The following is a 26977-nucleotide window of genomic DNA, read 5'->3' on the forward strand; positions in this document are numbered from 1 at the left end:
GTCTGGGTCAGCGCTCCGAGGTTGGCTTGAGATACAGTGCGCCCCAAACGATTTCGGCCAGGGTCGCGGCCAGTTCGGCATCGTAGTCGGGCGGCTTCGCCGGCAGGTTCTGCTGACAGGCCCGCTCGACCATCCAGGTCAGCGCGCTGGCGGTGGTCAGCGGGGCCAGCTCGGGGCGGATCGAGCCGTCGGCCTGGCCGGCCTCGATGACGTGGGTGAACTGCTCGGAGATGCCGGTCAGCAGTTCGCGATACGTTTGCGCCGTCAGCGGGTCGTAGGCGGCCATCTCGTTGAGCGCGACCAGCACCGCCTGATGCCGCCGGTAGGTGGCGATGATGCGGCTCATCGCCGTCCGCACGTCGTCCGGGTCATGCCGCCCGGCCACGCTCCACCAACTCCGCGCGCCGTCGGTCAGATCGCCGAACACCTGGCCCGCGAGCCGTCGCAGCAGATGACCCTTGTCCTCGAAGTAGATGTAAAAGCTGGCCCGCGAGATGCCGGCCTCCCCGGAGAGCCGATCGACGCTTAGTTCGGTGAAGCTCGCACCGTCGCGCATCAGCCGCTCGGTGGCGTCCAGCAGGCGGCGCTCCATCTGCTCGCGCCGCTGCTCACGCCCCACGCTCCGGTGGCCCTGCGGCTTGCGGGTGAGCGACGGCATGGGCCGAGCATAGCCGACTATTCGACATGTTGACTAGACACAATGTCTAGGCATATCGTCGCGGGGAAGTCTGTGACCGGGGTCATACGAGACGGAGGGATCACCATGGCCGTGATGACGGGTAAGTCCGGGACCGACAAGTCCGGTCGGGCCTACGACGAGATCGATCTGTCTTCGCGGGCGTTCTGGTCCACCACCGCGGCGGATCGGGAACGCTCCTTCGCGGTGCTGCGCGCCGAGCGCCCGGTGAGTTGGCATCCACCCGTCGAAGACTCGCTGATGCCCGATCCCGCCGATCCGGGCTTCTGGGCGGTCACCCGGCGCTCCGACATCGTCGCGGTCAGCCGCAACAACGACGCCTTCCTGTCCGGCCAGGGCGTGATGTTCGAGAGCATTCCGGTGGAGCTACTCGAGGCGTCGCAGTCGTTCCTCGCGATGGACCCGCCGCGACACACCAAGCTGCGCAAGCTCGCTCACGCCGCGCTCAGCCCGCGGCAGGTTCGCCGCATCGAGGACTCGATCAGGGCCAATGCCAAGACCATCGTCGAGGAACTGCGGGCCGCCGGCAGCGGCGTGGATTTCGTCGACCACTGCGCCAAAGAACTGCCCATCCGCACCCTGTCGGACATGATGGGGATCCCCGAATCCGAGCGCGAGCGCATGGCGCACGCCACCGACGCCCTGGTCTCCTGGGCCGACCCGGAATTCCTCGACGGGCGCCCGGCGATGGAGGTCCTGGTGGAAAACCAGCTGTATCTGCACCAGGTCGTCGGCACCCTGGCCACCCAACGTCGCGAGCACCCCGGCGACGACCTGATCAGCAGCCTGGTCACCGCCGAGGTGGACGGCGACCGCCTGGAAGATGCGGAGGTGGCGGCGTTCTTCGTCCTGCTCTCCGTGGCGGGCAACGACACCACCCGGCAGACCATCAGCCACACGCTGCGCGCCCTCACCGACTTCCCCGACCAGAAGGCTTGGCTGCTCGAGGATTTCGACAACCGCATCGGCACCGCGATCGAGGAGTTCATCCGGTGGGCGACGCCGGTCATGACCTTCCGCCGCACGGCGGCAACGGATGTCGAGCTGGGCGGTCGGACCATCCTGGCGGGCGAGAAGGTGGTCATGTTCTATCCGTCCGGCAACTGGGACACCGAGGCGTTCGACCACCCGGAACGCCTGAACCTGAGCCGCGACCCCAATCCGCACGTCGGCTTCGGCGGAGGCGGGCTGCACTTCTGCCTCGGTGCGCACGTGGCCCGCGCGCAGCTGCGGGCCATCTTCGGCGAGCTGTTCGGTCAGCTGCCCGACATCGAGGCGGGTGAGCCCACCTACCTGGCGGGCAATTTCGTGCACGCCATCCGCGCCATGCCGTGCACCTTCTAATGCGTTGCCAGGGGCGCTAACTCGTCGGCGAGCAGGGCCAGCAACTCCGAGCAGCCGCCGTCGACCTTGACGGTGGCCAGGTCGTCGCCGCGGGTACGGCCACGGTTGACGATCCCCACCGGGATGCCCAGCGCGGCGGCGTGCCGCACAAACCGGTAGCCGGAGAACACGGTCAGCGACGAGCCCGCGACCAGCAGCGCGTCGGCGCGTTCGACCCACCTATAAGCTTCCGCCACAACGTCTTTGGGAACGCTTTCGCCGAAATAGACGATGTCCGGCTTGAGCATGCCGCCGCAGCGCTCGCAATCCAGATAGCGGAACGACGCGGTATCGGCGACGACCGCGTCGGCGTCGGGAGCCACCGCGAGCCCCCCGATCGCTTCGGCGCGCTCGATGAAGCCGGGGTTGAGCGCCTCCAGCCGCTCGCTTAACGCGGCCCGCGTCATGGTGGATGCACAGTCCAAGCAGATCACCTGCGCGTAGGTGCCGTGCAGGTTGATGACGGCGCGGCTGCCGGCCTTGGTGTGCAGCAGGTCGACGTTCTGCGTGATCACGCCGGTGACCACCGACGCGTCCTCGAGCGCAGCGAGTGCCCGGTGGCCGGCGTTGGGCATGGTGTTGTCCATGTGCCGCCAACCGACGTGGTTGCGTGCCCAATACCGCTGCCGAAACGCCGGATCGCCAGTGAACTGTCGGATCGTCATGGGATTGCTCGGCGGCGAGTCGGCCCCGCGGTAGTCGGGAATGCCCGAATCGGTGGAGATGCCCGCGCCCGTCAGCACCGCGATCCGGCGACCCGCCAGCAGCGTGACCAGTTCAGGCGATTCTGCGCGGCCGACGGTCACCTCATCCAGGGTACGGATCAGCCCAGGCAATCGGCCGCGGTCGTGAGCTCGGCGGACATATTTTGTTCCATCATCTTGCACGCCGCCTCGCCGAGGTCGGGGTCGATGTGTGCGACGGCGTCGGTCGGGATCACGACCGGGAAGTGCCGGACGTACGCATCCAGGGCGGTGTAGAGGATGCACTGCTCGGTGACCTGACCGGTGATGATCAGCCGCTTGGTTTCCAGCCGGTTGAGCAGGTACGCCAGCGCCGTCGCATAAAACGCGCTGTGCCGGACCTTCGTCATCACGCGGCACTCTTCGGTCGGCACGATCGGCTTGACCAGATCGGGCCGGGCCCCTTCGCACGCGGAGCGGACGATGTCGGAGAACTCCGCGGTGAAGTCGCCGTAATTGTCGTTGACATACACCAGGTCGACGCCATCGGTTGCACGCGCCCGCCGAACCAAATCGGTCAAAGGATCGATGATCTTCTCGACTTTGGGTATTAGATTTTCAGCGTCGGGATGCTGATATGTGTTCATCATGTCGACCACTAAGACAGCGGTGTCACTCATGCCGTCCGGGATACCCGGCGGCTAGGAGTTGACACGCATGGGACGACAATGGAAGGGCGATGGACTTTTACAACGCTTACAGCCAGGGCTTCGCCCGCGTCGCCGCATGCACGCACCACACGGTCATCGGTGACCCGGCCGCGAATGCCGAATCGGTGCTGCGGATGGCCAGGGAGTGCCACGACGATGCCGTCGCGCTGGCCGTCTTCCCCGAGCTGACGCTGTCCGGGTATTCCATCGAAGACATCGTGCTGCAGGACCTGCTGCTCGACGATGTGGAGAAGGCAGTAGCGGAGATCGTCGCGGCCTCGGCCGAATTGCTGCCGGTCCTTGTCGTTGGGGCGCCGCTGCGTCATCGGCACCGGATCTACAACGCCGCGGTGATCATCCACCGCGGGGCGGTGCTCGGGGTGGCACCGAAGTCATACCTGCCCACCTACCGGGAGTTCTATGAACGCCGCCAGATCGCTCCCGGAGACGACGAGCGCGGCACCATCCGCGTCGCGGGCGCCGACGTGCCGTTCGGCCCCGACCTGCTCTTCGAGGCTTCCGACGTCCCCGGCCTGGTTTTGCACGTGGAAATCTGCGAGGACATGTTCGTGCCGATCCCGCCCAGCGCGGAGGCCGCGCTGGCGGGTGCGACGGTGCTGGCCAACCTGTCCGGCAGCCCGATCACGATCGGCCGCGCCGAGGACCGCTGCCTGCTGGCCCGTTCGGCCTCGTCACGGTGCCTGGCCGCCTACGTGTATTCGGCTGCCGGGGAAGGCGAATCGACGACCGACCTGGCCTGGGACGGTCAGACCATGGTGTTCGAGAACGGGGTGATGCTGGCCCAGTCCGAGCGATTCCCCAAAGGCGAGCGACTCAGCATCGCCGACATCGACATCGAATTGCTTCGCTCGGAACGGCTCCGGATGGGCACCTTCGACGACAACCGGCGCCACCACCGGACGACGACGGACACCTACCGGCGCGTCGAGTTCCGGCTTGACCCCCCGGGCGGCGACATCGGGCTGCGGCGCGATGTGGAGCGTTTTCCGTTCGTTCCCGCCGATCCGCAACGGCTGGAACAGGATTGCTTCGAGGGCTACAACATCCAGGTCGCCGGTCTCGAACAGCGGCTGCGCGCACTGGATTTCCCGAAAATCGTCATCGGGATCTCCGGCGGACTGGACTCGACGCACGCCCTGATCGTCGCCGCCCGCGCGATGGATCGCGAACAACGGCCGCGCAGTGACATTCTGGCGTTCACGCTGCCCGGATTCGCGACCGGGGAACACACCAAACGCAACGCGGCCGAACTGTGCCGCGCGCTGGGTGTGACGTTCTCCGAGATCGACATTCGGGAGACCGCGGCGCTGATGCTCAAGGAGATGGACCACCCGTTCGCCCGGGGCGAGAAGGTGTACGACGTCACCTTCGAAAACGTCCAGGCCGGTTTGCGCACCGACTACCTGTTCCGGCTGGCCAACCAGCGCGGCGGCATCGTGCTGGGCACCGGCGACCTGTCCGAGCTCGGGCTGGGCTGGTCGACATACGGTGTCGGCGACCAGATGTCGCACTACAACGTCAACGGCGGCGTGCCCAAAACGCTGGTCCAGCACCTGATCCGCTGGGTGATCTCGTCGGAACAGTTCGAGCCGGAGGTCAGCGAGGTGCTGCAGTCGGTGCTCGACACCGAGATCACCCCCGAGCTGGTTCCCAGCGGCGAGGAGGAGGAGCTGCAGAGCAGCGAGGCGAAAGTGGGCCCGTTTGCGCTGCAAGACTTTTCGCTGTTCCACGTGCTGCGCTTCGGATTCCGGCCGTCAAAGATCGCCTTCCTGGCCTGGCACGCGTGGAGCGATCCCGAGCACGGCATCTGGCCGCCCGGCTTCCCCGAGGACAAACGGCCGTCATACTCGCTGAAGGAAATTCGGCACTGGCTGCAGGTTTTCGTGCAGCGGTTCTACTCGTTCAGCCAGTTCAAGCGTTCGGCCCTGCCCAATGGGCCCAAGGTGTCGCACGGTGGTTCGCTGTCGCCGCGGGGGGATTGGCGCGCGCCGTCCGACATGTCGGCCCGCATCTGGCTCGACGAGATCGACCGCGAGGTCCCCGAGGACTAGCTCGCCCACTCATGGGCCCGCTCGGCGGCACCGAGCGGGCCCCGAGCGTTCCGGCTCAGGCCTTCGCGCGGCGCCAGCCCTGGTACTGCAGTTCGGCGAACACCAGCGTGTACACGCCGGCCGCCAGGTTCAACACCACGCCGGTCGACGTCAACGGGAAGACGTCGGCGAGCACGAGAACGATTGCGGCCACCGTGTACGCCACGTTCGCGATGATCACGGCCAGGCCGGCGCGCCGCACCGAGGGCAGGGCGGCCAGGCCGAACACGACGATGCCGTAGGCGATCAAGAACGCGCCCATGCCGTACTCGAACGCCTTCGTGGTGCCCGAGATGTCGGCGAGCCAGCCGGCGAACGGCATACCGGCCAGGCCGACCAGTCCGCTGATGGCGGCGTCGGCCCGCATGGCGAGGCGAAGCAAACCGTCCCGGGTGCCCGTGCGGTCGATCGTGATTGCGGACATGATGTTCCTTTCTCGATGGCGAACTGCGATCACCACCGACGCTGCTCGCGAACCACTGCCAGACCGACGCCAGGCACTGCCAAACACTGCCAACCGCAGGTCAGAGGGCCTCTCGTCCGTTCAGCGCTCGTACGTTCCGGTCAGCATGCCCCGCGCGAGCACGTGCCCGCGGATCGCGGCCAGCAGTCCCTTGGCGGTGGTCACGCTGTCCGGGAGGACGGCGTCGAGCGCGAAAACGTGAAAGCGGTAGTGGTGTGGCCCGTGGCCGGGGATCGGCCGTGGGCCGGCGTAGCCGTGGTGACCGAGGTCGGACCGCAGGAAGTGGATTCCCGTGCATCCCGGTTGCAGTGCGCCTGCGGCCACCCCGTCGACGCGCGGTTCGATCACCGCGGCGGTGTGCACGAGCGGGCGGGGGAGCGGGACGTCGACGTCGTCGATGAGGAGCGCCAGCTGACGCGTGCCGGGCGGTGGTGCCGTCCAGCGCAACGGCGGTGACGTGTTCTCGCCCACGCCCTTGGATGCGCTGGACGCCGGCATGGCGCCGCCGTCGGCGAACGCGGCGCTGGTGACCGTGATGGTGGTGGGTGCGGCGAATGCGCCACCGGCGAGCGGGCTTCGATGGGCACCCGCGCGCACGCCGCGCAGCATCCTGCCCAGCCGCTCGATCATGCGCCGCTGCCCGCGCCGCGCATCGCCACCGCGGGTGAGCGCAGCAGGTCGCCCAATTCGCTGGGCAGGTAGCCCTGCCGGGCGAGGCGGGGCAGCACGCCGCCGCTCTCGATGATGTCGAGAATCAGGTCGGGCAGCTTTGCGACGGTGCCGGAGGCGCCGGTGGTGTCGTTGCGCCAACTGCCGTCGGCCAGGTCGAACGTTCCGGTGTCGCCGTCGCTGAACGCCGTGGTGGCGCCGGGGACGGTGATCGCCGGCAGCCCGGAGTTCACGGCGTTGCGAAAGAACAGCGAGTTGAATTCCTCGGCGACCAGGCCGGCGACGCCGAGCTCGACGAACAACGCCGCCACTGGCCGCGACGAGCCGAGCCCGAAGTTCTTGCCGGCCAACACGATATCGCCCGGCGACACCTCGTCGGTCCAGCCCGGCCGCACCTCGTAGAAGACGTGCCTGGCGGCCTCGGCGGGTTCCATCTTCATGGCGAACGCCGGGTACATGGCGTCGGTGTTCAGGTTGTCGCCGAACACCCAGACTTTGCCTTGGAAGGCAAGCGAACGCAGGGTCATGCGATCACACTCCTCGGGTCGCTGATGTAGCCGGTGACCGCGGACGCGGCGACGGTGGCCGGGGAGGCCATGTAGATCTCGGCCTCGGTGCTGCCCATGCGCCCGGTGAAGTTGCGGGTGCTGGCCGTGATGCACACCTCGCCCGGGCCCACCACGCCCATGTGGTAGCCGAAACAGGCGCCGCAGGTGGAGTTGGTGACGACGGCGCCGGCGTCGGCGAGGTCCTGAAGGTAGCCGCGCCGCATGGCCTCGCGGTACACGGCCTGCGAGGCGGGCGTCACCAGCAGTCGCACGCCGGGGGCGACGGTCTTGCCGCGCAACACCTGCGCGGCGATCTGCAGGTCCTCGAGTTGCCCGTTGGCGCAGGAGCCGATGAAGGCCTGGTCGATTTTCTGTTTGCCCAGTTGCGACACCGGCGAACCGTTGCGGCTGACGGTGCCCGGGCGCGCCACGTAGGGTTCCAGCGCCGCGAGGTCGATGCGCCGGATGTCCTGGTAGGCGGCGTCGGAATCCGCTGTGACGGCGTCGAATCCGGTCACCCCGCGTTCGTCGAGGAACGACGCCAACACGTCGTCGGGCTCGAATGTGCTGAAATCGGCCGACACCTCGGCGCCCTGGGTCGCGATGGTGCGCCGGTCGTGCATCGGGATGCCGGCCAGGCCGGGCCCGCCGAACTCGAGGTTCTGGTTGGGCGCATCGCCGTACTCGTTGGCGATGTGCAGGAAGATGTCCTTACCACTCACCACGTCCGCTTTGGCGCCGTGGAATTCGTAGCGGATCGTCGGCGCGACCTGGAACCAGGTGGAACCGGTGCACATGATCGAATAGATCTCGGCGGGACCCAGCCCGCGGGCCCCGGTGTTGTATGCGCCGGCCGCGCAGGTGTGAGAGTCGGTGCAGGCCAGCACTTCTCCCGGGCGGGCCAGCCCGTTCTCTGCGATCACCTGATGGCAGATGCCATGCCGGCCGACGTCATAGAAGCGCTCGATGCCGAAGTCCGCGACGAACTTGCGGGCGTGATTGCCACCCTCGGCATCCTTGATGGTCGGGGCGGGCACGGCGTGATCCATGATCACCGCGAGCTTGTCGGGGTCGTGAATCCTGTTGGGCTGTATCCACATGGTGGCGAACTGCAGGTCGATCAGCACGGTCATGTCCACGTCGACCACGACGGTGTCACCCGGTGCCACCGAGTCCAGCCCGGCCTTGCGGGCGAAGATCTTTTCGATGATGGTCATGCCCATGTTCGGTCCTCGGTCTGTGCGTACTTGTGGTCGAGCGCCCGCCATTCCGACATGCCCACCAGGTTGAAGAAGTCAGCCGGGGAGCTGGGCAGCTGGGCGGCGAGGTCGGTGCCGTTGAGTTCGCACAGGCTTTGCAGCATGGCGAACGTCGTCTGCATCAGCAGATTGCTGGGATGGATGGCGATCGCGTAACCCAATTCCTGCAGTCGTGACGCCGACTGCAGCGGTGTCAGGCCGCCGAGGACCAGGTTGATCAGCAGGGGAGCGTCGACTTCGTGTGCGATGCGCTCGATTTCGCCGACGTCCTGGGGCGCCTCCACGAAGATGATGTCGGCGCCCGCTTGCGCGTACCGGTTGGCGCGCTCGATCGCGGCATCCAGACCGAGTGGTCCGCGAGCATCGGTGCGGGCCACCACCAGCAGGTTGTCATCGGATCTGGCGTCCAGTGCGGCCGCCAGCGTCTGTTCGAACACCGCCGCGTCGACGACCTGCTTGTCCGGCAGGTGACCGCAGCGTTTCGGGAACACCTGGTCCTCCAGCTGGATGGCGGCCACCCCGGCCGCATCGTAGGAACGAACCGTGCGCACCACGTTCATCGGTCCGCCGTAGCCGGTGTCGGCATCGGCGATCAGCGGGACGTCACCGAGGGCGCCGGTGATCATTGCGACCCGATCGGCCATTTCGGTCGCGGTGACCAGGCCGATGTCGGGCAAGCCGAAGCCCGACGCCGCCACACCGGCGCCCGTCATATAGGCGGCGACGTGCCCGGTGCGTCTGGTTAGGTGCGCGGATATCCCATCGAAAATGCCTGGCGCGACGATGAGTTCGCGTTTGTCCAGCAATGCCCTGAGCCGAGTGCGGGCCGGTGTCGTTGCCATCGTGCGTCCTTTCAGTCCAGCGCGCCCGCGACGGGGCCGGCGAGCAGGTCGATCAGGGTGTTGATGTCGGTCAGGTCGTCGAGCCCGACCACGGCCCGCTCGATCGCCGCGGCGCGGCCGTGGTCGGTGACCCGGTCGGCCAGCGCGTGGAACTTGGCCACCAGTTCGTCATTGGTGACCGGATCGTTGGGCGCGCCGTGCGGCAGGGCCACTCGCGCGCGGTGCACGGTTCCGTCCCGGGTGGTCACCGCGACGTCGGTGCGGAATTTCTCGGCGATACCGGCGCCGGCCAATGATTCGTCGAGATGCACCGTGGTGGCCGCGATCAGCGACCAGATGTCGTCGGAATCAAGCCGGGCTCCGGTGAACTGTTCGGGCAGCACATTGCCGTCGAGCAGCGCGGCCGCGGTGGCGTACCCGATGTTCATCTGTGCCCCGATCGGGGTGAGCGGACGCTCCGGCGACCACCAGCCGTGCTTGTACACGGTCTCTCCGACGGAGATGTCGACCGCCGAGATATCTTCCGGTGCAACCGAATTCCGCAACTGTCGGGCGGCGTCGATGGCACCGTGCAGCCCACCCATCGCGGCGTAGGACTTGACCATGATGAGGCAGGTCTCCCAGCGGTGGCCGAGTTCACCGGTCAGCGGTGCGGGATCCGGGTCGTGACCCTCGCCGAAAACGCTGAGGAAGCCGCCATATTCACGTTCGAACACGCGCTTGATCCCGGTATACCCGGCGGCCGCCAGACCCGCCGCGTAGAAGCCGTTGCGCGCGGCCAGGCCGTGGTGCATGCGCTTGCTCATCGCTTCGTACTGCGCGGCCATCAGACCCGCCGACTGGGTTGCGGCCAGACCCAGGGCGTCTTCCAGTTGCGCCGGCGGCAGTCCGCTCAGCTTGCCGGACGCCATCGCCGCCGCATGGGTGCCGAACACCGGGCCCGAATGCCATCCGCGGTCGAGCATTTGGGTGCCGTGCAGGGTGTAGCCCACGCGCGGCCCCACCTCGAAGCCGGCGATGGCCGCGAGCAGCAGGTCGGCACCGGCCGTCGGGGCCGGGCGTGTCGACGCCGTCGCCAACAGCGCCGGGATCAGCAGCGAGCAGCTGTGCAGCGGGGCCAGCGGGTGGAAGTCGTCGAGTTCGAAGCCTTGGATGAACGTGCCGTTGAGCACCGCCGCCGCGGGCGCGCTGGTCCGCTGACCGGTCCCGATGACGGCGCAGTCGCCCGGGCCCTCCAAACCCAGCACGGCGCCGGTGGCGACGCGTGACCATGGCAATTGGGCCCCCACCAGGGCGCAGCCGATGCCGTCGAGCAGCAGGTGCTTGGCGCGCTCGACGACGGCGGCGGGGACGTCGTCGAGCGTGAGCTCGGCGACCCAGGTGGCAAGGCGTCCGGTCGGCCCGGCCGGATCGGTGGCGACCCGCTGCTGCACCGCGGTCATCGCGACCCCCTAGTAGATCGTGATCAGTTGTTATATGTTTATAACAACTGATCGGATCGCGCAAGGGAGGCGGTGTGACAGCATTGAGCACCGTGCAGCAGCGCAGCGACAAGGCCGGGCCGGTGTCCGCGACCGCCGGTGTGCCGTTGCACCGGCAGCTGTATTTGGTGCTGCACGACGAGATCGACCGCGGTGTCATCGCCCCCGGCGAGGCGCTGCCCACCGAGCAGACCCTGTGCGATCAGTTCGGGGTTTCTCGCATCACCGTGCGGCGCGCGCTCGCCGACCTCGCCGAACAGGGCTACATCGAACGTCGGCATGGCGTCGGTTCGTTTGTGCGCCAACATGATCCCTCGGATGCGCCGACCGGGCGCTCGTATCTGCAAGAACTGCGCCAGACCCAATTCGAGACCGAGGTCGAGGTGGTCGAACTCGGCACGAGGTCACCCACCCGGGTCGTCGCCGAAACCCTCGGGCGCGCCGGCGAGTTGCTGCACATCGTGCGCGTGCGCCGGCAGCGCAGGACCGGCGAGCCGTTGATGGTGACCGACGCCTGGCTGCCCCCGGAGCTGGCCCCGGTGCTGACCGAGGCCGCGTTGCGGCGCGCACCGCTCTACGAGTTGCTGTCCGGCGCCGGCATCACCATGAACCGGGTGCGGCACGAGATCACGGCCGAAATCGCGGGCCCGCGCAACGCGCACCTGCTCGATATGCCGATCGGCGCGGCCCTATTACGGGTCAACCGGCTCGTGTACACGGCCGATGCACCGCACCACTACCTCTCTGCCCTGCTATCGCCGAGCCGGAGTCGCGTGCTGCTCAGCCAGGCGGCCGACGAGATGGAGACCGGCGACGGTCTGAGAATCGCTCACGACGTCGGCGGGCAGAGCGGCTAGGACGCGTCGCCGACCGCCTTGTCGATCGCGTGGGAGTCGGGCGCGCAATCACCGGCGCCGGCGACCAGGGTCGCCAGCGCGCCCGCCGCGCACGCACGCTGCAACGCGAGCCGCCGCTGATCCCGCGAGCCCGGATTGGACGGCCAATTCGCGGCCAGCACGCCGGCGAACACGTCGCCGGCCCCGGTGGTGTCCACCGGATCCACTGTCGGAGCCGGCACGGTGTACTCGCCGTCCGCGCCAACGTAGCGGACGCCGTGCGCACCCAGGGTGATCACTAAATGCTCTGGGTGCCAAGACCATTCGTCGGCTTCATCTTCGTTGGTGATCACCACGTCCGCCGCGGCCGCCAACTCGCCCAACGAGCGGGGGTCCTGGCCGGCCGGCGAAGCATTCACGACGACGATCGCCCCCGCCGAACGCGCGTGTTGCGCCGCCGCGACAGCCGTTTCCACCGGAATCTCCAGCTGGGTCAACATCACATCGCAGTCCGCGATGACCGCACGCGCACGGTCGTCGGTCAGCGTGAAACGACCGTTGGCGCCCGGCGCGACCACGATGGTGTTCTCGGCGTTCGCGTCCACCACCACGATGGCCGTGCCGCTGGGGCCGGGAATTTCGACGGCTCCGTCCAACCCGACACCGTTGGCCTCGAGGTGGGCGCGCAATTGTTCGGCGGCCGCGTCATCGCCCACCGCACCGACGAACTGCACCTGCGCGCCCGCGCGCGCCGCCGCCACCGCCTGATTGCCGCCCTTGCCGCCGGGGGCCTGCGTCAACGACGACGCCAAAACCGTTTCGCCAGGCCGCGGAAGGGCGTCGACACCCAACGACAGATCGAGATTCACGCTGCCCACTACACAAACCCCAGCCATGACGCCGACGTTAGTCGCGACGGGATGGCAAAGCACACCAGGGCCAGCAGCACTTTCCACGCCGAAACGCTCACGGCAAACGCTGAATAACTCGATGGCCGCGCGATATTCTGCTGCGTTAGGGGTGCTGGATCCCGAGAAAAGGGGCAGGCGGTTGACCACGAGCGAGCTAACGGACGCTGACCCCCATATCGATCCCGAACCGGCCCAACCAGCCACCAAGCGCCCGCGTCAGCGTGCCCTGGCCCGATTCCGGTTCGGCATCCAATCCAAGATCCTGATCACCATGCTGCTGTCGAGCATCCTGGGTGTGGCGGTGATCGGCGCCATCGGGGCCGCGTCCGGGCGCAACGCGTTGCGGCAGGTTGAGTCCGAACGCCTGATCGAGATGCGCGAATCCCAGAAGCGAGCGGTGCAGGCGTTGTTTCGCGAGGTGTCGAATTCGGTGATCACCTGGAGTGGCGGGTTCGGCATCAACCAGGCGACGACGGCCCTCACGGCGGACTTCGCCCAATTGAACAACGCGCCGATCTCTCCGGCTCAAGAGCAGTCGCTGGTCGATTACTACGACAACGACATGATCAAACCGATCAAGCGAATCACCGGGGACACCATCGACATCAGGGCCGTCCTGCCAAGTTCCAACGCGCAGAAGTACGTTCAGGCGTACTACACCGCCGCGCCCCGGTCGGGCCCCGACGCGCTGCCCGCCCAGGATGCCGGCGACGGCAGCGCATGGTCGGCGGCCAACGCGCGCTTCGACTTCTACATGCGCGGCATCGTCACGCGTTTCGACTATCGCGACGCGCTGCTGTTGGACATGCAGGGCAATGTCGTCTACAGCGTGCTGAAGGGCCCCGATCTCGGGACCAACATTCTGACCGGCCCGTATCGCGAGTCGAAGCTGCGGGAGGCGTATCAGAAAGCCTTGGCGTCCAACGACCTCGACTTCGTCTGGATCACCGACTTCCAGCAGTACCAGCCGGCACTCGACACCCCCACGGCGTGGGTGGTGTCACCGATCGGCATGAACGGCAAGTTCGAGGGCGTGATGGCGCTGCCGGTGCCGGTCGCGAAGATCAACAAGATCATGACCGCCGACAAGCACTGGGAGGCCGCCGGGATGGGGCCCGCGACCGAGACCTATCTGGCCGGCCCCGACGAGCTGATGCGTTCCGATTCACGGGATTTCATCGAGGATCCGAAGGCATACCGGCGCTCGGCGATCGACGCCGGCACGCCGCCCGACGTGGTGGACCGGGCGATCCGGCTGGGCACCACCACCCTGGTGCAGCCGGTTGACACCGCCGGTTTTCGCGCCGCCAAACGCGGCGAAACGGGGGTGGTCACCGCCACCGACTACCTGGGTAACAGGGAACTGGAAGCCTATTCACCGCTGAGCATCCCCAACTCCGACCTGCACTGGTCGATCCTCGCGACACGCGACAACTCCGATGCGTTCGCCCGGCTCGGCAGGTTCAGCAAGACGCTGGTGATCGCGGTCGCCGCAATGATCTTCGCCATCTGCGTGGCCTCGATGTTCGTCGCTCAGGCCGCGGTGCGACCGGTCCGGCGCCTCGAAGAAGGCACCCGCAAGATCAGCTCCGGCGACTATGAGATCAACATCCCGGTCCGGCATCGCGACGAAATCGGTGATCTCACAGCGGCATTCAACGAGATGAGCCGGAATCTGGCGATCAAGGAGGAGCTGCTCAACGAGCAGCGCCGGGAAAACGACCGTCTGCTGCTGGCGTTGATGCCCGAATCGGTGCTGCAACGCTATCGCGAGGGCGAGGAGACCATCGCCCAGAAGCATCAGGACGTCGCCATCATCTACGCCGACATCGTCGGCCTGGATGAGTTTTCCAACGACGTGCCCGAAGACGAGTTGGTCGCCACCGTGGACGATCTATTCCGCCAATTCGATTCGGCCGCCGAAGCCCTTGGCGTCGAACGGATTCGCACCTTCCACAACGGCTATCTGGCCAGTTGTGGGGTGGTCACTCCCCGCCTGGACAGCATTCACCGTGCCGTCGACTTCGCCCTCGAGATCGGTCGTATCATCGATCGCTTCAATCGCCAGGCCGCGCATCAGCTGGGTCTGCGGGTCGGGGTGAACACGGGCAACGTGGTGAGCGGGCTGGTCGGCCGCTCCAGCCTGGTTTATGACATGTGGGGCGGCGCGGTCAGCCTGGCGTATCAGATGCACAGTGGCGCACCGCAGCCCGGCGTGTACGTCAGCTCGCAGGTATATGAGGCGATGCGGGATGTCCGGCAGTTCACGCCCGCCGGCAGCATCTCCGTCGGCGGCACCGATCAGGCCATTTACCGGTTGGTGGAGCGCTGATGAACCTCTTCAACTCGACATGGTTCTACTGGGCGATCGGCATCGCGGTCGGACTGCCGCTCGGGTTGATCGCGCTCACCGAGCTACACGACGCGTTGCTGCGAAGGAACAGCCCGCTGGCCCGGCAGGTCGGCCTCCTGCGCAACTACCTGCTGCCGCTCGGTGCGCTGTTGCTGCTGTTGGTCCAGGCCTCCCAGGTTCCCGCCGGCGACGTTCCGGTGCGCGTTTTGACCACGGTGTTCGGTCTGCTGGTGCTGGTGCTCGTGCTGTCCGGTCTCAACGCGACGATGTTCGAAGGTGCGCCCGAAAAGAGTTGGCGCAAAAGGCTTCCCACTATCTTTCTGGACTGCGCCCGGCTGGCGGTGATCGGTGTCGGCCTGGCGGTGATGTCGTCCTACATCTGGGGTGTGCGCATCGGCGGCATCTTCACCGCGCTGGGCGTCACGTCGGTGGTCATCGGTCTGATGCTGCAGAACTCCGTCGGCCAGATCGTGTCGGGCCTGTTCATGTTGTTCGAGCAGCCCTTCCGCCTCGATGAATGGCTGGACACCGGCACGGCCCGCGGGCGGGTGGTCGAGGTGAACTGGCGCGCCGTGCACATCGACACCGGCAGCGGTATTCGGGTCATGCCGAACTCGGTGCTCGCCAGCAACGCGTTCACGAATCTCAGCCGCCCGCTGGGCGCGTACAAGCTGGCGGTGACGACGATGTTCTCCAGCGTCGACCCGCCGGACCGGGTGTGTGCGCTGCTGTCGCGGATCGCGCAGGGGTTGCCACAGCTGAAGGCCGGCAGCGTACCGCGCACCGTCCCGGTGGGTGCGGGCGAGTACCGCACGACCATCGGATTGGACTCACCGGCGGAGGCCGGCGCCGCCAAGGCCACGTTCCTGCGCTGGGCCTGGTATGCGGCCCGCCGGGAGGAACTGCACCTCGACGACGCCGACGACGACTTCTCCACCCTCGAACGGGTGGAGCACGCGTTGCACACGGTGGTGGCGCCGGCGTTGCGGATCGGCGCCGAGGAGCAGCGGTCGCTGCGGTCGGCGGCGCGGATCGTCCGCTACGGCGCCGACGAGGTGGTGGAGTACGCCGGTCAGGTGCCCGCGACCATGACCTTCCTGGTCTCCGGGCGCGTGCAGCTGACCGCGACCGCCGACGACGGGTCTCTGGTGCCGATCAGCACGCTGGTCGAGGGGTCGTTCCTGGGGCTGACGGCGCTGACCCGGCAACCGAACCTGGCCAGCGCGTACGCGCTGGAAGAAGTCACCGCGCTGGAGATCGACCGGGAACACATCGAGCACCTGGTGACGCGCGCGCCCCTGTTGCTGCAGAACTTCGGCAACATCATCGAAGAGCGGCGCAGCAAGGTGCGCAGCGCGCGGCGCGGCGAGCGGGTCGGGTAGTGGCGATCGCGAGCGCGGCGGTGCCGGGCGAAGCGGGTCGCCACCATCGGGGCTAGCCCTCATCGGGTCGCCTCACCCGGGGTTTCGCCGCCGGATACCCTGGTTCAATGAGTCTGCAAGCACCATCGCTTCCTGACTTGCGACAGGAGGTGCGCAACGCCGCACGCCGCGCCCGAGTCGCGTCACGTGTCCTGGCGCTGCTGCCCACCGTTGCCAAGGATCAGGCACTGCGCTCTGCGGCCGACGCGGTCGTCGCCAGCAGCGATTTGATCCTGTCGGCCAACGCCGAAGACCTCGACGCCGCCAGGGCCGGCGGCACGCCGTCCGCAATGCTCGACCGGTTGGCCCTGAACACCACACGCGTCGAGGGCATCGCCGCCGGCCTGCGTCAGGTCGCCGGGCTGCCCGACCCGGTCGGGGAGGTGTTACGCGGTTACACGCTGCCCAACGGGCTGCAGCTGCGCCAGCAGCGGGTTCCGCTGGGCGTCGTCGGCATGATCTACGAGGGCCGGCCCAACGTGACCGTCGACGCCTTCGGTTTGGCGCTGAAGTCCGGCAATGCCGTGCTGCTGCGCGGAAGTTCGTCGGCGTTGCGGTCCAACCAGGCGCTGGTGCAGGTGCTGCGTGCGTCGCTGGTCAGCGAGGATCTGCCCGCCGATGCGGTGCAACTGCTTTCGGCCGATGACCGCTCCACGGTGACGCACCTGATCCAGGCCCGCGGCCTGGTCGACGTGGTGATTCCGCGCGGCGGCGCGAGCCTGATTGACGCGGTGGTCCGCGACGCGCAGGTGCCCACCATCGAGACCGGCGTCGGCAACTGTCACGTCTACGTGCACGAGGGCGCCGACCTGGATGTGGCGGAGCGAATCCTGCTGAATTCCAAGACACGTCGGCCCAGTGTCTGCAACGCCGCCGAGACACTGCTGGTCGACGTCGGGATCGCCGAGGAGGCGCTGCCCCGCCTGGTGACCGCCCTGCAAGACGCCGGCGTGACCGTGCACGGTGGATTCTCCAAGGACGCGCACGAGGACGACCTGCGTCGCGAGTACCTGTCGATGGACATCGCGGTGGCGGTGGTCGACGGTATCGACGCCGCGATCGCGCACATCAACGAGTACGGCACCGGACACACCGAGGCCATCGTGACCACCAATATGGCTGCGGCGCAGAAGTTTACGGACGGCATTGATGCCGCCGCGGTGATGGTGAACGCGTCCACGGCCTTCACCGACGGTGAGCAGTTCGGCTTCGGCGCCGAAATCGGCATCTCCACCCAGAAGCTGCATGCCCGCGGCCCGATGGGGCTACCCGAATTGACCTCGACCAAATGGATTGCGTGGGGAGACGGACAAACTCGTCCGGCCTGATACCCCTCGTGCAGCAAGTGTTTTAGGAGAACCGATTGTGAGTGTGCCCGCCCGGTCCAAGCCGTTGTTCGACGACATCGACGACGTCTCGCGGCGGTTGGCCGAGACCGGCTATCTGCCCGACACCGCCACCGCGACGGCCGTGTTTCTGGCCGACCGGCTCGGTAAGCCGTTGTTGGTGGAAGGCCCGGCCGGCGTGGGAAAGACCGAGCTGGCCCGCGCCATCGCCCAGGCCACCGGCTCGGGCCTGGTGCGCCTGCAGTGCTACGAGGGCGTCGACGAGGCGCGCGCGCTCTACGAGTGGAACCACGCCAAGCAGATCCTGCGCATCCAGGCCGGTTCGGGGGACTGGGACCAGACCAAGGACGATGTGTTCAGCGAGGAGTTCCTGCTGCAGCGTCCGTTGCTGACCGCGATCCGGCGGACCGAGCCCACCGTGCTGCTCATCGACGAGACCGACAAGGCCGACATCGAGATCGAGGGCCTGCTGCTGGAGGTGCTGTCGGACTTCGCCGTGACCGTTCCCGAGCTGGGCACGATCACCGCCGACCGCACGCCGCTGGTGGTGCTGACGTCGAACGCCACGCGTGAACTCTCCGAGGCGCTCAAGCGCCGGTGCCTGTTCTTGCACATCGACTTTCCGAGTCCCGACCTGGAACGCCGCATCCTGTTGTCCCGGGTCCCCGAGCTGCCCGCGCACCTGGCCGAGGAGCTCGTTCGCATCATCGGCGTGCTGCGCGGCATGCAGCTCAAGAAGGTGCCGTCCATCGCCGAGACCATCGACTGGGGTCGCACGCTGCTCGCGTTGGGCCTGGACACCATCGACGACGCGGTCGTCGCGGCCACGCTCGGCGTGGTGCTCAAACACCAGTCCGACCAGCAGCGCGCGACCGGCGAGCTGCGGCTGAATTAGGACTGCTGCGATGGCCACCCGCCGTATCCGACCCGCCCGACCGCTCGCCCCGCACGGCCTGCCGGGCCACCTGGTGGGGTTTGTGGAAGCGCTTCGCGCGGCAGGGATTTCGGTCGGTCCGTCGGAGACTGTGGACGCCGGGCGGGTGATGGCGACGCTCGGCCTGGGTGACCGGAAGGTGCTGCGCGAGGGCCTCGCGTGCGCCGTGCTGCGCCGCTCGGATCATCGCGAGACCTACGACGCGATGTTCGATTTGTGGTTCCCCGCGGCGCTGGGCGCTCGCGCGGTGGTCACCGACGACGAGGCCGACGGGTCGCCGGACGACGACGCGTTGCCGGCCGACGACGTCGAGGCGATGCGCCAGATGCTGGCCGACCTGCTGACCGAGAACCCCGACCTCGCCGACATGGACGAGCGCCTGGTGGCAATGATCGCTCAAATCGTGGAGGCCTACGGCAAATACAGCTCCAGCCGCGGACCGTCGTTCTCGTCGTATCAGGCGCTCAAGGCGATGGCGCTCGACGAGCTCGAGGGCAAGCTGCTGGCCGGGCTGCTCGCCTCGTACGGCGAGGAACCCACTCCCAGTCAGGAGGAGATCGCCAAAGCGCTTGCTGCGCAGCGCATTTCCCAGATACGCAAGCTGGTCGACTCTGAGACCAAACGGCGCACCGCCGAACAACTGGGCCGCGATCACGTCCAGATGTACGGCATCCCACAGCTTTCCGAGAACGTGGAATTCCTGCGCGCCTCCGGTGACCAGCTGCGCCAGATGCGCCGGGTGGTGGCCCCGCTGGCCCGTACCCTGGCGACCCGCCTGGCGGCGCGGCGGCGCCGCGCCCGGGCGGGGTCGATCGATCTCCGCAAGACGCTGCGCAAGTCGATGTCCACCGGCGGTGTGCCGATCGACGTGGTGCTGGCCAAGCCGCGCCCGGCGCGGCCGGAGCTGGTGGTGCTGTGCGACGTGTCCGGCTCGGTCGCCGGGTTCAGTCATTTCACCCTGCTGCTGGTACACGCTCTGCGCCAACAGTTCTCGCGGGTGCGCGTGTTCGCCTTCATCGACACCACCGACGAGGTGACCCACATGTTCGGCCCGGAGGCCGACCTGGCCGTGGCCATCCAGCGGATCACCCGGGAGTCCGGCGTGTACAGCCGCGACGGCCATTCCGATTACGGCAACGCGTTCGCGTCGTTCGTGCAGGCGTTCCCCAATGTGCTGTCACCGCGCACCTCGCTGCTGGTCCTCGGGGACGGCCGCACCAATTACCGCAATCCGGAGATTGAGCTGCTGACCCACATGGTGACCGCCAGCCGGCATGCGCACTGGCTGAACCCCGAGCCCAAGCATCTGTGGGGCAGCGGCGACTCGGCGGTGCCGCGCTATCAAGAGGTCATCCCGATGCACGAGTGCCGGTCCGCCAAGCAGCTGGCCGCGGTGATCGACCAGCTGCTGCCGGTGTAGGGGCGCGGCGCCGTTTCATACCGGCCACCACACGCGTCTCCGTCGGCGGGGGTGTCCTTTGTGGCCGCCTCACAGCGACAACCGCGGGCGCACCGCCGTCCTGGCGCTGTCGACAGCCATGCGTCAGCCGTTTGTCGCTATGAGGCGGGCACAACACGTGCCGCCCGACGCAGAGGCCGGTGTGGCTGGTGTGAACGACGCCTGGGAAATCGGGCCGTAACTCCGGCTCAAGTAAGCTGGCAAATCGTGCAAAAGCAGCTTCGCAGGTTAGGAGTGATGGGTGGGACGTTCGACCCCATTCATTACGGCCACCTGGTTGCTGCCAGCGAGGTCGCCGACCTGTTCGACCTCGACCAGGTGGTGTTCGTGCCCAGCGGGCAGCCCTGGCAGAAGGAGCGGCACGTTTCCGCCGCCGAGGACCGGTATCTGATGACGGTGATCGCCACGGCATCCAATCCCCGCTTCTCGGTCAGCCGGGTCGACATCGACCGCGGCGGCCCCACCTACACCAAGGACACGCTGCGCGAGCTGCACGCCCTCAACCCGGACTCCGAGCTGTACTTCATCACCGGGGCCGACGCGCTGGCCTCCATTCTGTCGTGGCAGGGCTGGGAGACGGTGTTCGACCTGGCGCGGTTCATCGGGGTCAGCCGGCCCGGCTACGAACTGCGCCGCGAACACATCACCGGCGTGCTCGGTGAGCTGCCCGACGATGCGCTGACCCTGGTCGAGATCCCGGCGCTGGCCATCTCCTCGACCGACTGCCGTCAGCGCGCGGCGCAGCGCCGGCCGCTGTGGTACCTGATGCCCGACGGCGTCGTGCAGTACGTCTCCAAGCGCCGGCTCTACCGCGATGAGGGGCCGCCGGTGATCGTCAACGAAACACGCCTGAGCACAGGGGAACACCCGTGAGCGCCACCCAGGAGGCCATCGACATGGCGACGGTGGCCGCCGGCGCCGCCGCCGCGAAACTGGCCGACGACGTCGTCGTCATCGACGTCTCGGCCCAGCTCGCCATCACGGACTGCTTCGTCATCGCCTCGGCGTCCAACGAGCGACAGGTCAACGCGATCGTCGACGAGGTCGAGGAGAAGATGCGCAAGGCGGGCTACAAGCCGGCGCGCCGCGAGGGCACGCGCGAAGGCCGCTGGACGCTGCTGGACTATCGCGACATCGTCGTTCACATTCAGCATCAGGAAGACCGCGACTTCTACGCCCTGGACCGGCTGTGGAGTGACTGCCCGACGGTGCCGGTAGAGCTGGACGAGGGTCCCGAGAACTCTGAAGATTCGGGCGCGCAATGAGCATTCGTCGTCTGATCATGTTGCGGCACGGGCAAACCGAGTTCAATGCCGGTAGCCGGATGCAGGGCCAGCTGGATTCCGAACTGAGCGAACTCGGGCGAGCGCAGGCGGTTGCGGCCGCCGAGGTGCTGGGCAAACTGCAGCCGTTGCTGATCGTGTCGTCGGATCTGCATCGTGCCTACGACACGGCGGTCAGGCTGGGGGAGGTGACCGGTGTGCCGATCCGGGTGGATCAGCGGTTGCGGGAAACCCACCTGGGCGACTGGCAGGGCCTGACCCACACCGAGGTCGACGCGCAGGCCCCGGGCGCACGGCTGGCCTGGCGCGAGGACGCCACCTGGGCGCCGCATGGCGGCGAGAGCAGGGTCGACGTCGCGGCCCGCAGTGTGCCGCTGGTCGCCGAACTGGTGTCCGGCGAGCCGGAGTGGGGCGATCCCGACGGGCCGGACCGCCCGGTGGTGCTGGTGGCCCACGGGGGCCTGATCGCAGCGCTGTCGGCCGCGCTGCTGAAGCTCCCGGTCGGCAACTGGCCGATTCTGGGTGGCATGGGCAACGCCAGCTGGGTGCAACTGTCCGGACACAACGACGATCCCGCCGAAGAATTCGACAGCATCCGTTGGCGTCTGGATGTGTGGAACGCTTCGGCGCAGGTGTCCAACGATGTCCTCTGAACGGCCGCCGAAGCCCACCCTGCTGATCTTCGCTGACTCGTTGGCCTACTACGGGCCGACCGGGGGGCTGCCCGCCGACGATCCCCGTATCTGGCCTAACATCGTTGCGGCGCAATTGGGTTGGGATGTCGAGCTGATCGGCCGCATCGGTTGGACGTGCCGCGACATCTGGTGGGCGGCGACCCAGGACCCGCGGGCCTGGGCGGCGCTGCCCAGGGCCGGCGCGGTCATCTTCGCCACGGGTGGTATGGATTCACTGCCGTCTGTGCTGCCCACCGCGCTGCGAGAGCTGATCCGCTATGTGCGGCCGCCCTGGCTGCGGCGCTGGGTCCGCGACGGCTATGGCTGGCTGCAGCCCAGGCTCTCGCCGGTGGCCCGATCGGCCCTGCCTCCGCACCTGAGTGCGGACTACCTCGAACAGACCCGTGGCGCAATCGATTTCAACCGGCCCGGCATCCCGATCGTGGCCTCGCTGCCGTCGGTGCACATCGCCGACACCTACGGCCGGGCGCACCACGGGCGCGCCGGGACGGTGGCCGCGCTCACCGAATGGGCACAGAACCATCACGTTCCCCTGGTCGACCTCAAAGCCGCTGTCGCCGAGCAGGTTATGAGTGGCCGCGGGAACCCCGACGGCATTCACTGGAATTTCGAGGCGCACCAGGCGGTCGCGGAGTTGATGCTCAAGGCGCTCGCCGAGGCCGGCGTGGCGAACGAGAAGCACCGCGGTTAGCGCCATGACCGTCGTGGTGGTGACCGACTCGTCGGCACGTCTGCCCGCCGACCTGCTCGAAAAGTGGGGGATACGCGTCGTTCCGCTGCATATCCTGCTCGACGGCCACGATCTGCGCGACGGCGTCGACGACATTCCGGGCGACATCTACAAACTCGCGGCCACCACCGCCGCGGCCACTCCCGCCGAACTGGCCGACGTGTACCAGCAGGCGCTGGCCGACAGCGGGGCCGATGGGGTTGTGGCCGTGCATCTTTCATCGGCGCTGTCGGGCACCTGCCGGGCCGCCGAACGCACCGCCGCCGATCTCGATCCGAACGTGCGCGTCGTCGACTCCAAGTCGGCCGCGATGGGCACGGGCTTCATCGCGTTGGCCGCCGCCCGGGCCGCCGCGGCCGGTAAAGACGTCGACGCCGTCGCGGACGCCGCGCGCGCGGCCGTGGACCGCGGACATGCCTTCATCGTGGTGCACCGGCTGGACAACCTGCGCCGCAGCGGACGCATCGGCGGGGCGAAGGCGTGGCTCGGCACCGCGTTGTCACTCAAGCCGCTGTTGCGCATCGATGACGGCAAACTCGTTCTGGCCCAACGGGTGCGCACCGTCAGCCATGCGACGGAGGCGATGATCGACCGGGTCTGTCAGGCCGTCGGCAACGACGCCGCCGCCCTGGCGGTGCACCACGTCAACAACCCGGACGGCGCCCGTGAGGTGGCGGCGGCGTTGGGCGAGCGGCTGCCGGCGTGCGAGCCGGCGATCATCACCGAGTTGGGGCCGGTGCTCGCGCTGCATGTCGGCGCGGGCGCGGTCGCGGTGAGCGTGGCGCTCCCAGCGGATTAGGCGCTCACCGGCCGCCGCGCGTTGTCACCGCGCGGGTGCACCACTTGCGGCCACCAGAACCACCGTCCGAGCAGGGTGGCGATCGAGGGCATCAGCAACGTGCGCACGATCAGCGTGTCGAGCAGCAGACCGATGCACACGGTCGACCCGAACTGACCGAGCACGCGCAGATCGCTGCCCAGCATGGACGCCATGGTGAAGGCGAACACCAGACCGGCCGCCGTCACCACGCCACCGGTGCCGGCCATCGACCGGATGATCCCCGTCTTGAGCCCGCCGTGGATCTCTTCGCGGAACCGGGAGACCAGGAGCAGGTTGTAGTCCGACCCGACGGCCAACAGGATGATCACCGACAGCGCCATGACGATCCAGTGGATCCTGATGCCGAACAGATCCTGCCAAATCAACACGGACAGACCGAAAGACGCCGCGATCGAACTGGCCGCCGTGCCGACGATCACCAGCGCTGCCACCACGCTTCGGGTCAACAGCAGCATGATCATGAAGATCAGCGTCAGGGCCGACACCACCGCGATCATCAGGTCGTATTTCTCGCCGTCGGCCATGTCCTTGAAGGTCGCGGCGGTCCCGCCGAGGTACACTCGGGCATCCGACAGCGAGGACTGCTTCAGCCCCTCCTGCGCGGCGGTGCGTTCGGCGTCGACGCGCGCGATGCCCTCCGGCGACATCGGATCGCCCTGGTGGGTGATGAAGAACCGCGCCGACTTACCGTCCGGCGACAGGAACATCCGAAGACCCGTCTGGAAGTCGGGGTTGTCAAAGGCTTCCGGCGGCAGATAGAAGAAGTCGTCGTTCTTGGAGTTGTCGAAGCTTTGCCCCATCACGATGGCGGTGTTGCTCATCGCCTCCATCTGGTCGATCATCGCCTTGAACGTCTGGTACAGCGTCAGCGTGATGCCCCTGGTGGTCTTCAGCGTGGTGATCAGCGTGGGAAACAGCGCAGTCAGGTCGCGTGAGGCTTTGGCGGTGTGCGCGATGTCGGTCGTCAAATAGTGGAACTGCTCGGCCAGTTGGTCGAACCCGTCGAACGTGTCGAACAGGGACCGCAACCCGATGCACACGGGAATGTCGTAGCAGTGCTTCTCCCAATAGAAGATGCTGCGAATCGGCCGGAAGGTGTCGTCGAAATCGGCGATGTGGTCGCGCAGGGTGTCGGTGATCTGCGACGTCACCGCCGTCGTCTTTGCGCTGTCGTCGGCGGCGTTGGCCAGGTCCAGCGACACCTCGTACTGGCGCTGCGTGGTGTCGATCTGGGTTTGTAGGTCGTCGGCCATCTTGAGGATGTCGTTCATGCGCTCCTTGAGGAAGCCCATGTTCTGCATCGTCGTCTGACTTTGGACGCTGTTCTGGAACGGAATCGAGCTGTGCTGAATCGGAATGCCCAGCGGCCGGGTGATGTCCTGGACCATGGCGATGCCGAGCGTGCGCATCTCGTTCTTGGCCACCCGGTCCAACACCAGCATGTCCGCCGGGTTGCGCATGTCGTGGTCGGACTCGACCATCAGCAGGTCGGGGTTCATCCGCGCCTCGGAGAAATGCCGATTCGCGGCCTCTTGCCCTTGATTGGACGGGGCTGACAACGGCAGGTAATGGCGGTCGTTGTAGCTCGTGTGGAAGCTCGGCAGGGCGATCATGCCGACCAGCACGACCGCGGCGCTGACGGCCAAAATCGCTGCGGGCCAACGCACTACGGCGGTGCCGACCCGGCGCCACAGCCGGCCACGCTTGGCCTGCTTTTCGAAGAGGTGGAAGCGGCTGCCGACGAAGACCACCGCGGGACCCAGCGTGATTCCGGCCAGCACCACGACCAGCATGCCGATCGCCACGGGCGCGCCCATGGTGTTGAACCACGGCAGCCGAGAAAAGCTCAGGCAATAGGTCGCGCCCGCGATCGTCAGGCCCGATCCCAGGACGACCGGGGCGACGCCCCTGAAGGTGGTGTAGTACGCGGTTTCTCGATCCTCGCCGGCGGCCAACGCCTCCTGATAGCGGCCGACGAGGAAGATGCCGTAGTCCGTTCCCGCGGCGATCGCCAGCATCGTGAGGATGTTGGCGGCGAAGGTGGTGAGCCCAAACGCGTTGTGGTACGCGAGAACCGCGACGACGCCGCGCGAACAGGCCAGCGCGACAAAGGTCATGAACAGCTGCACGAGCGTCGTGACGATGGACCGGTAGACCAGCAGTAACATGATCGCGATCGCGCCCAGGGTGAACAGCGTGATCTTGGCCAGGCTCGCGTTACCGATGATGTGCATGTCGTCGGACAGCGCCGCGGGACCGGTGACGTAGGCCTTCACGCCAGGTGGCGCCCTGTTCTCGTCGATCACCTTGCGAACGGCGTCCACGGATTCGTTGGCCAGCGTCGTCCCCTGGTTACCGGCGAGGTTCACCTGCACATAGGCGGCCTTGGCGTCGGCGCTCTGCGCGCCCGCGGCGGTGAGCCGGTCGCCCCAGAAGTCCTGGATGTGCTGAATGTGCTTGGGGTCCTGGCGGAGTTGCCGAATCAGCTTGTCGTAGTACTGGTGCGCGTCCGGCCCGAGCGGGTGCTGACCCTCCAGCACGATCATGACGGTGCTGTTGGAGTCGAACTCGTGGAAGTTGTGGCCCAGGCGCATCATCGCCTTCATCGACGGCGCGTCCAGCGGTGTCATCGGCGCCGAGTGCGCCTCGCCGACCTTTTCCAGCGTCGGAACGATGACGTTCACCAACACGGTGATGGCCACCCAGCCCAAGATGATCGGTATCGCGAAGATACGGATCGCATGCGGAAGGTAGGGGCGGTGGCCCCGCTCGGCCTTGGACAGGCGCCCCGTCTTGATCGGGCCGGTGTCGGCGGCGCTCAGGTCGCGCTCGGTCTGGTTGCTCGTGTTGCTCATGCGGACTTCACTAGGCAGAAGGTCTGGGCGTTATGGCCGTTGGAGTTCTGGTTGTCGCGGACGATGCCGTCCACGGTGATCTTGCAGCTGATCGTGCTGCCGTCGCTCTGCGCCATGATGTTGGCGCTCACCGAGGGCAGCGTGGTCGAGATCGTGGTCGTCCAGGGCAGTGGGGCGTTGTTGACCTGATGCGTGTTGGCGTTTTCGTCCCAGTAGTTGATGTTCGCGGTCGTACCAGGGTTGCCGGAGATTTCGTAGACGACGACCTTCGGGTTGAACTGCACGATTTCGATTCCCTTGCCGGCGTTCGCGTTGAGATCTTCCGAGCCGAAGATCCTGTGCAGCCGCGACACGATCAGCGCCGAGAGCGCCAGAACGACCACCAGAAGCAGCGGGATCCACCCTTGTTTCAGCACGCGGGTCACAATGCCGGGGCGGGGACCTGAGTCGGGACTAGCCACCACCTG

25 protein-coding genes are annotated in these 26977 nt (G+C 67.3%); 13 read left to right on the forward strand and 12 right to left on the reverse strand.

What is annotated here, in order from left to right:
* Positions 1–7: 7 nt before the first annotated feature.
* The gene (locus A5732_RS00070) at positions 8–658 is read right to left on the reverse strand and encodes a TetR/AcrR family transcriptional regulator (RefSeq protein ID WP_076099830.1); all 651 of its coding nucleotides are present in this window, start codon (positions 656–658) and stop codon (positions 8–10) included.
* Positions 659–763: 105 nt separating this feature from the next.
* Between A5732_RS00070 and A5732_RS00075 the strand changes: the two genes are divergently transcribed.
* Positions 764–2041 (forward strand): cytochrome P450, encoded by a 1278-nt coding sequence (locus A5732_RS00075; RefSeq protein WP_076099968.1) that lies wholly within the window; start codon positions 764–766, stop codon positions 2039–2041.
* Here A5732_RS00075 and A5732_RS00080 read toward each other — a convergent pair.
* Entirely contained in the window at positions 2038–2886 is an 849-nt protein-coding gene (locus A5732_RS00080; RefSeq protein WP_076099833.1) for an NAD-dependent protein deacetylase, read from the reverse strand. The genes A5732_RS00075 and A5732_RS00080 overlap by 4 nt on opposite strands.
* 17 nt (positions 2887–2903) lie before the next feature.
* Positions 2904–3443, reverse strand: a complete 540-nt coding sequence (locus A5732_RS00085) for a cysteine hydrolase family protein (protein ID WP_076054138.1) — start codon at positions 3441–3443, stop codon at positions 2904–2906.
* 59 nt (positions 3444–3502) lie between these two features.
* Between A5732_RS00085 and A5732_RS00090 the strand changes: the two genes are divergently transcribed.
* Complete coding sequence (locus tag A5732_RS00090; protein WP_076099836.1) at positions 3503–5545, forward strand: NAD(+) synthase; 2043 nt, start codon at positions 3503–3505, stop codon at positions 5543–5545.
* A 55-nt stretch (positions 5546–5600) separates the two neighbouring features.
* Here A5732_RS00090 and A5732_RS00095 read toward each other — a convergent pair whose 3' ends face one another.
* The 6 genes from A5732_RS00095 to A5732_RS00120 form a co-directional block, all read right to left on the reverse strand.
* Entirely contained in the window at positions 5601–6008 is a 408-nt protein-coding gene (locus A5732_RS00095; protein ID WP_065126869.1) for a hypothetical protein, read from the reverse strand.
* A gap of 120 nt (positions 6009–6128) precedes the next feature.
* On the reverse strand, positions 6129–6677 hold the full coding sequence (locus tag A5732_RS00100; RefSeq protein ID WP_076099838.1) for a YbhB/YbcL family Raf kinase inhibitor-like protein: 549 nt from the start codon (positions 6675–6677) through the stop codon (positions 6129–6131).
* On the reverse strand, positions 6674–7243 hold the full coding sequence (locus tag A5732_RS00105) for a 3-isopropylmalate dehydratase (RefSeq protein ID WP_076099840.1): 570 nt from the start codon (positions 7241–7243) through the stop codon (positions 6674–6676). The genes A5732_RS00100 and A5732_RS00105 overlap by 4 nt, the downstream gene beginning before the upstream one ends.
* Positions 7240–8487, reverse strand: a complete 1248-nt coding sequence (locus A5732_RS00110) for a 3-isopropylmalate dehydratase large subunit (RefSeq protein WP_076054143.1) — start codon at positions 8485–8487, stop codon at positions 7240–7242. The genes A5732_RS00105 and A5732_RS00110 overlap by 4 nt, the downstream gene beginning before the upstream one ends.
* Positions 8478–9365, reverse strand: coding sequence for an isocitrate lyase/PEP mutase family protein (locus tag A5732_RS00115; RefSeq protein WP_076099842.1), 888 nt, complete (start codon positions 9363–9365; stop codon positions 8478–8480). Before A5732_RS00115 ends, A5732_RS00110 begins: the two co-directional genes overlap by 10 nt.
* An 11-nt stretch (positions 9366–9376) precedes the next feature.
* Positions 9377–10807: an MmgE/PrpD family protein gene (locus A5732_RS00120; protein WP_076099845.1), complete on the reverse strand. Its 1431-nt coding sequence runs from the start codon at positions 10805–10807 to the stop codon at positions 9377–9379.
* A gap of 83 nt (positions 10808–10890) precedes the next feature.
* Between A5732_RS00120 and A5732_RS00125 the strand changes: the two genes are divergently transcribed.
* Positions 10891–11703: a GntR family transcriptional regulator gene (locus tag A5732_RS00125; RefSeq protein ID WP_139334715.1), complete on the forward strand. Its 813-nt coding sequence runs from the start codon at positions 10891–10893 to the stop codon at positions 11701–11703.
* Here the strand turns inward: A5732_RS00125 and A5732_RS00130 are convergent.
* Complete coding sequence (locus tag A5732_RS00130) at positions 11700–12578, reverse strand: ribokinase (protein ID WP_076099847.1); 879 nt, start codon at positions 12576–12578, stop codon at positions 11700–11702. The genes A5732_RS00125 and A5732_RS00130 overlap by 4 nt on opposite strands.
* A gap of 154 nt (positions 12579–12732) precedes the next feature.
* On the opposite strand from A5732_RS00130, the gene A5732_RS00135 reads away from it, so the two are divergent.
* The 10 genes from A5732_RS00135 (at position 12733) to A5732_RS00180 (ending at position 23613) form a co-directional block, all read left to right on the forward strand.
* Positions 12733–14925 carry an adenylate/guanylate cyclase domain-containing protein gene (locus tag A5732_RS00135; protein WP_076099970.1) on the forward strand — a complete coding sequence of 731 codons (2193 nt, stop codon included), beginning with the start codon at positions 12733–12735 and terminating at the stop codon, positions 14923–14925.
* A complete protein-coding gene (locus tag A5732_RS00140; RefSeq protein WP_076099849.1) occupies positions 14925–16328 on the forward strand; it encodes a mechanosensitive ion channel family protein in 1404 nt (467 codons plus the stop codon). The genes A5732_RS00135 and A5732_RS00140 overlap by 1 nt, the downstream gene beginning before the upstream one ends.
* Before the next feature lie 107 nt (positions 16329–16435).
* Positions 16436–17695 (forward strand): glutamate-5-semialdehyde dehydrogenase, encoded by a 1260-nt coding sequence (locus A5732_RS00145; RefSeq protein WP_076054151.1) that lies wholly within the window; start codon positions 16436–16438, stop codon positions 17693–17695.
* Positions 17696–17732: 37 nt separating this feature from the next.
* Positions 17733–18608: an AAA family ATPase gene (locus A5732_RS00150; protein ID WP_076054153.1), complete on the forward strand. Its 876-nt coding sequence runs from the start codon at positions 17733–17735 to the stop codon at positions 18606–18608.
* Between the two features lie 10 nt (positions 18609–18618).
* Positions 18619–20067 (forward strand): vWA domain-containing protein, encoded by a 1449-nt coding sequence (locus A5732_RS00155; protein WP_076099851.1) that lies wholly within the window; start codon positions 18619–18621, stop codon positions 20065–20067.
* Positions 20068–20313: 246 nt separating this feature from the next.
* Positions 20314–20979 carry a nicotinate-nucleotide adenylyltransferase gene (nadD, locus tag A5732_RS00160; protein WP_075234488.1) on the forward strand — a complete coding sequence of 222 codons (666 nt, stop codon included), beginning with the start codon at positions 20314–20316 and terminating at the stop codon, positions 20977–20979.
* A complete protein-coding gene (gene rsfS, locus A5732_RS00165; RefSeq protein WP_064949932.1) occupies positions 20976–21371 on the forward strand; it encodes a ribosome silencing factor in 396 nt (131 codons plus the stop codon). The genes nadD and rsfS overlap by 4 nt, the downstream gene beginning before the upstream one ends.
* Entirely contained in the window at positions 21368–22042 is a 675-nt protein-coding gene (gpgP, locus tag A5732_RS00170) for a glucosyl-3-phosphoglycerate phosphatase (protein WP_076099853.1), read from the forward strand. The genes rsfS and gpgP overlap by 4 nt, the downstream gene beginning before the upstream one ends.
* Positions 22032–22775: a diglucosylglycerate octanoyltransferase gene (gene octT, locus A5732_RS00175; protein ID WP_076099856.1), complete on the forward strand. Its 744-nt coding sequence runs from the start codon at positions 22032–22034 to the stop codon at positions 22773–22775. Before gpgP ends, octT begins: the two co-directional genes overlap by 11 nt.
* A gap of 4 nt (positions 22776–22779) precedes the next feature.
* Positions 22780–23613 (forward strand): DegV family protein, encoded by an 834-nt coding sequence (locus A5732_RS00180; protein ID WP_076099858.1) that lies wholly within the window; start codon positions 22780–22782, stop codon positions 23611–23613.
* Here A5732_RS00180 and A5732_RS00185 read toward each other — a convergent pair.
* The gene (locus A5732_RS00185; protein ID WP_076054162.1) at positions 23610–26510 is read right to left on the reverse strand and encodes an RND family transporter; all 2901 of its coding nucleotides are present in this window, start codon (positions 26508–26510) and stop codon (positions 23610–23612) included. The genes A5732_RS00180 and A5732_RS00185 overlap by 4 nt on opposite strands.
* Entirely contained in the window at positions 26507–26974 is a 468-nt protein-coding gene (locus A5732_RS00190) for an MmpS family transport accessory protein (RefSeq protein ID WP_171974931.1), read from the reverse strand. The genes A5732_RS00185 and A5732_RS00190 overlap by 4 nt, the downstream gene beginning before the upstream one ends.
* Between the last annotated feature and the right edge of the window lie 3 nt (positions 26975–26977).

It is taken from the genome of Mycobacterium colombiense (genome assembly GCF_001953985.1).
Lineage (GTDB): Bacteria > Actinomycetota > Actinomycetes > Mycobacteriales > Mycobacteriaceae > Mycobacterium > Mycobacterium colombiense_B.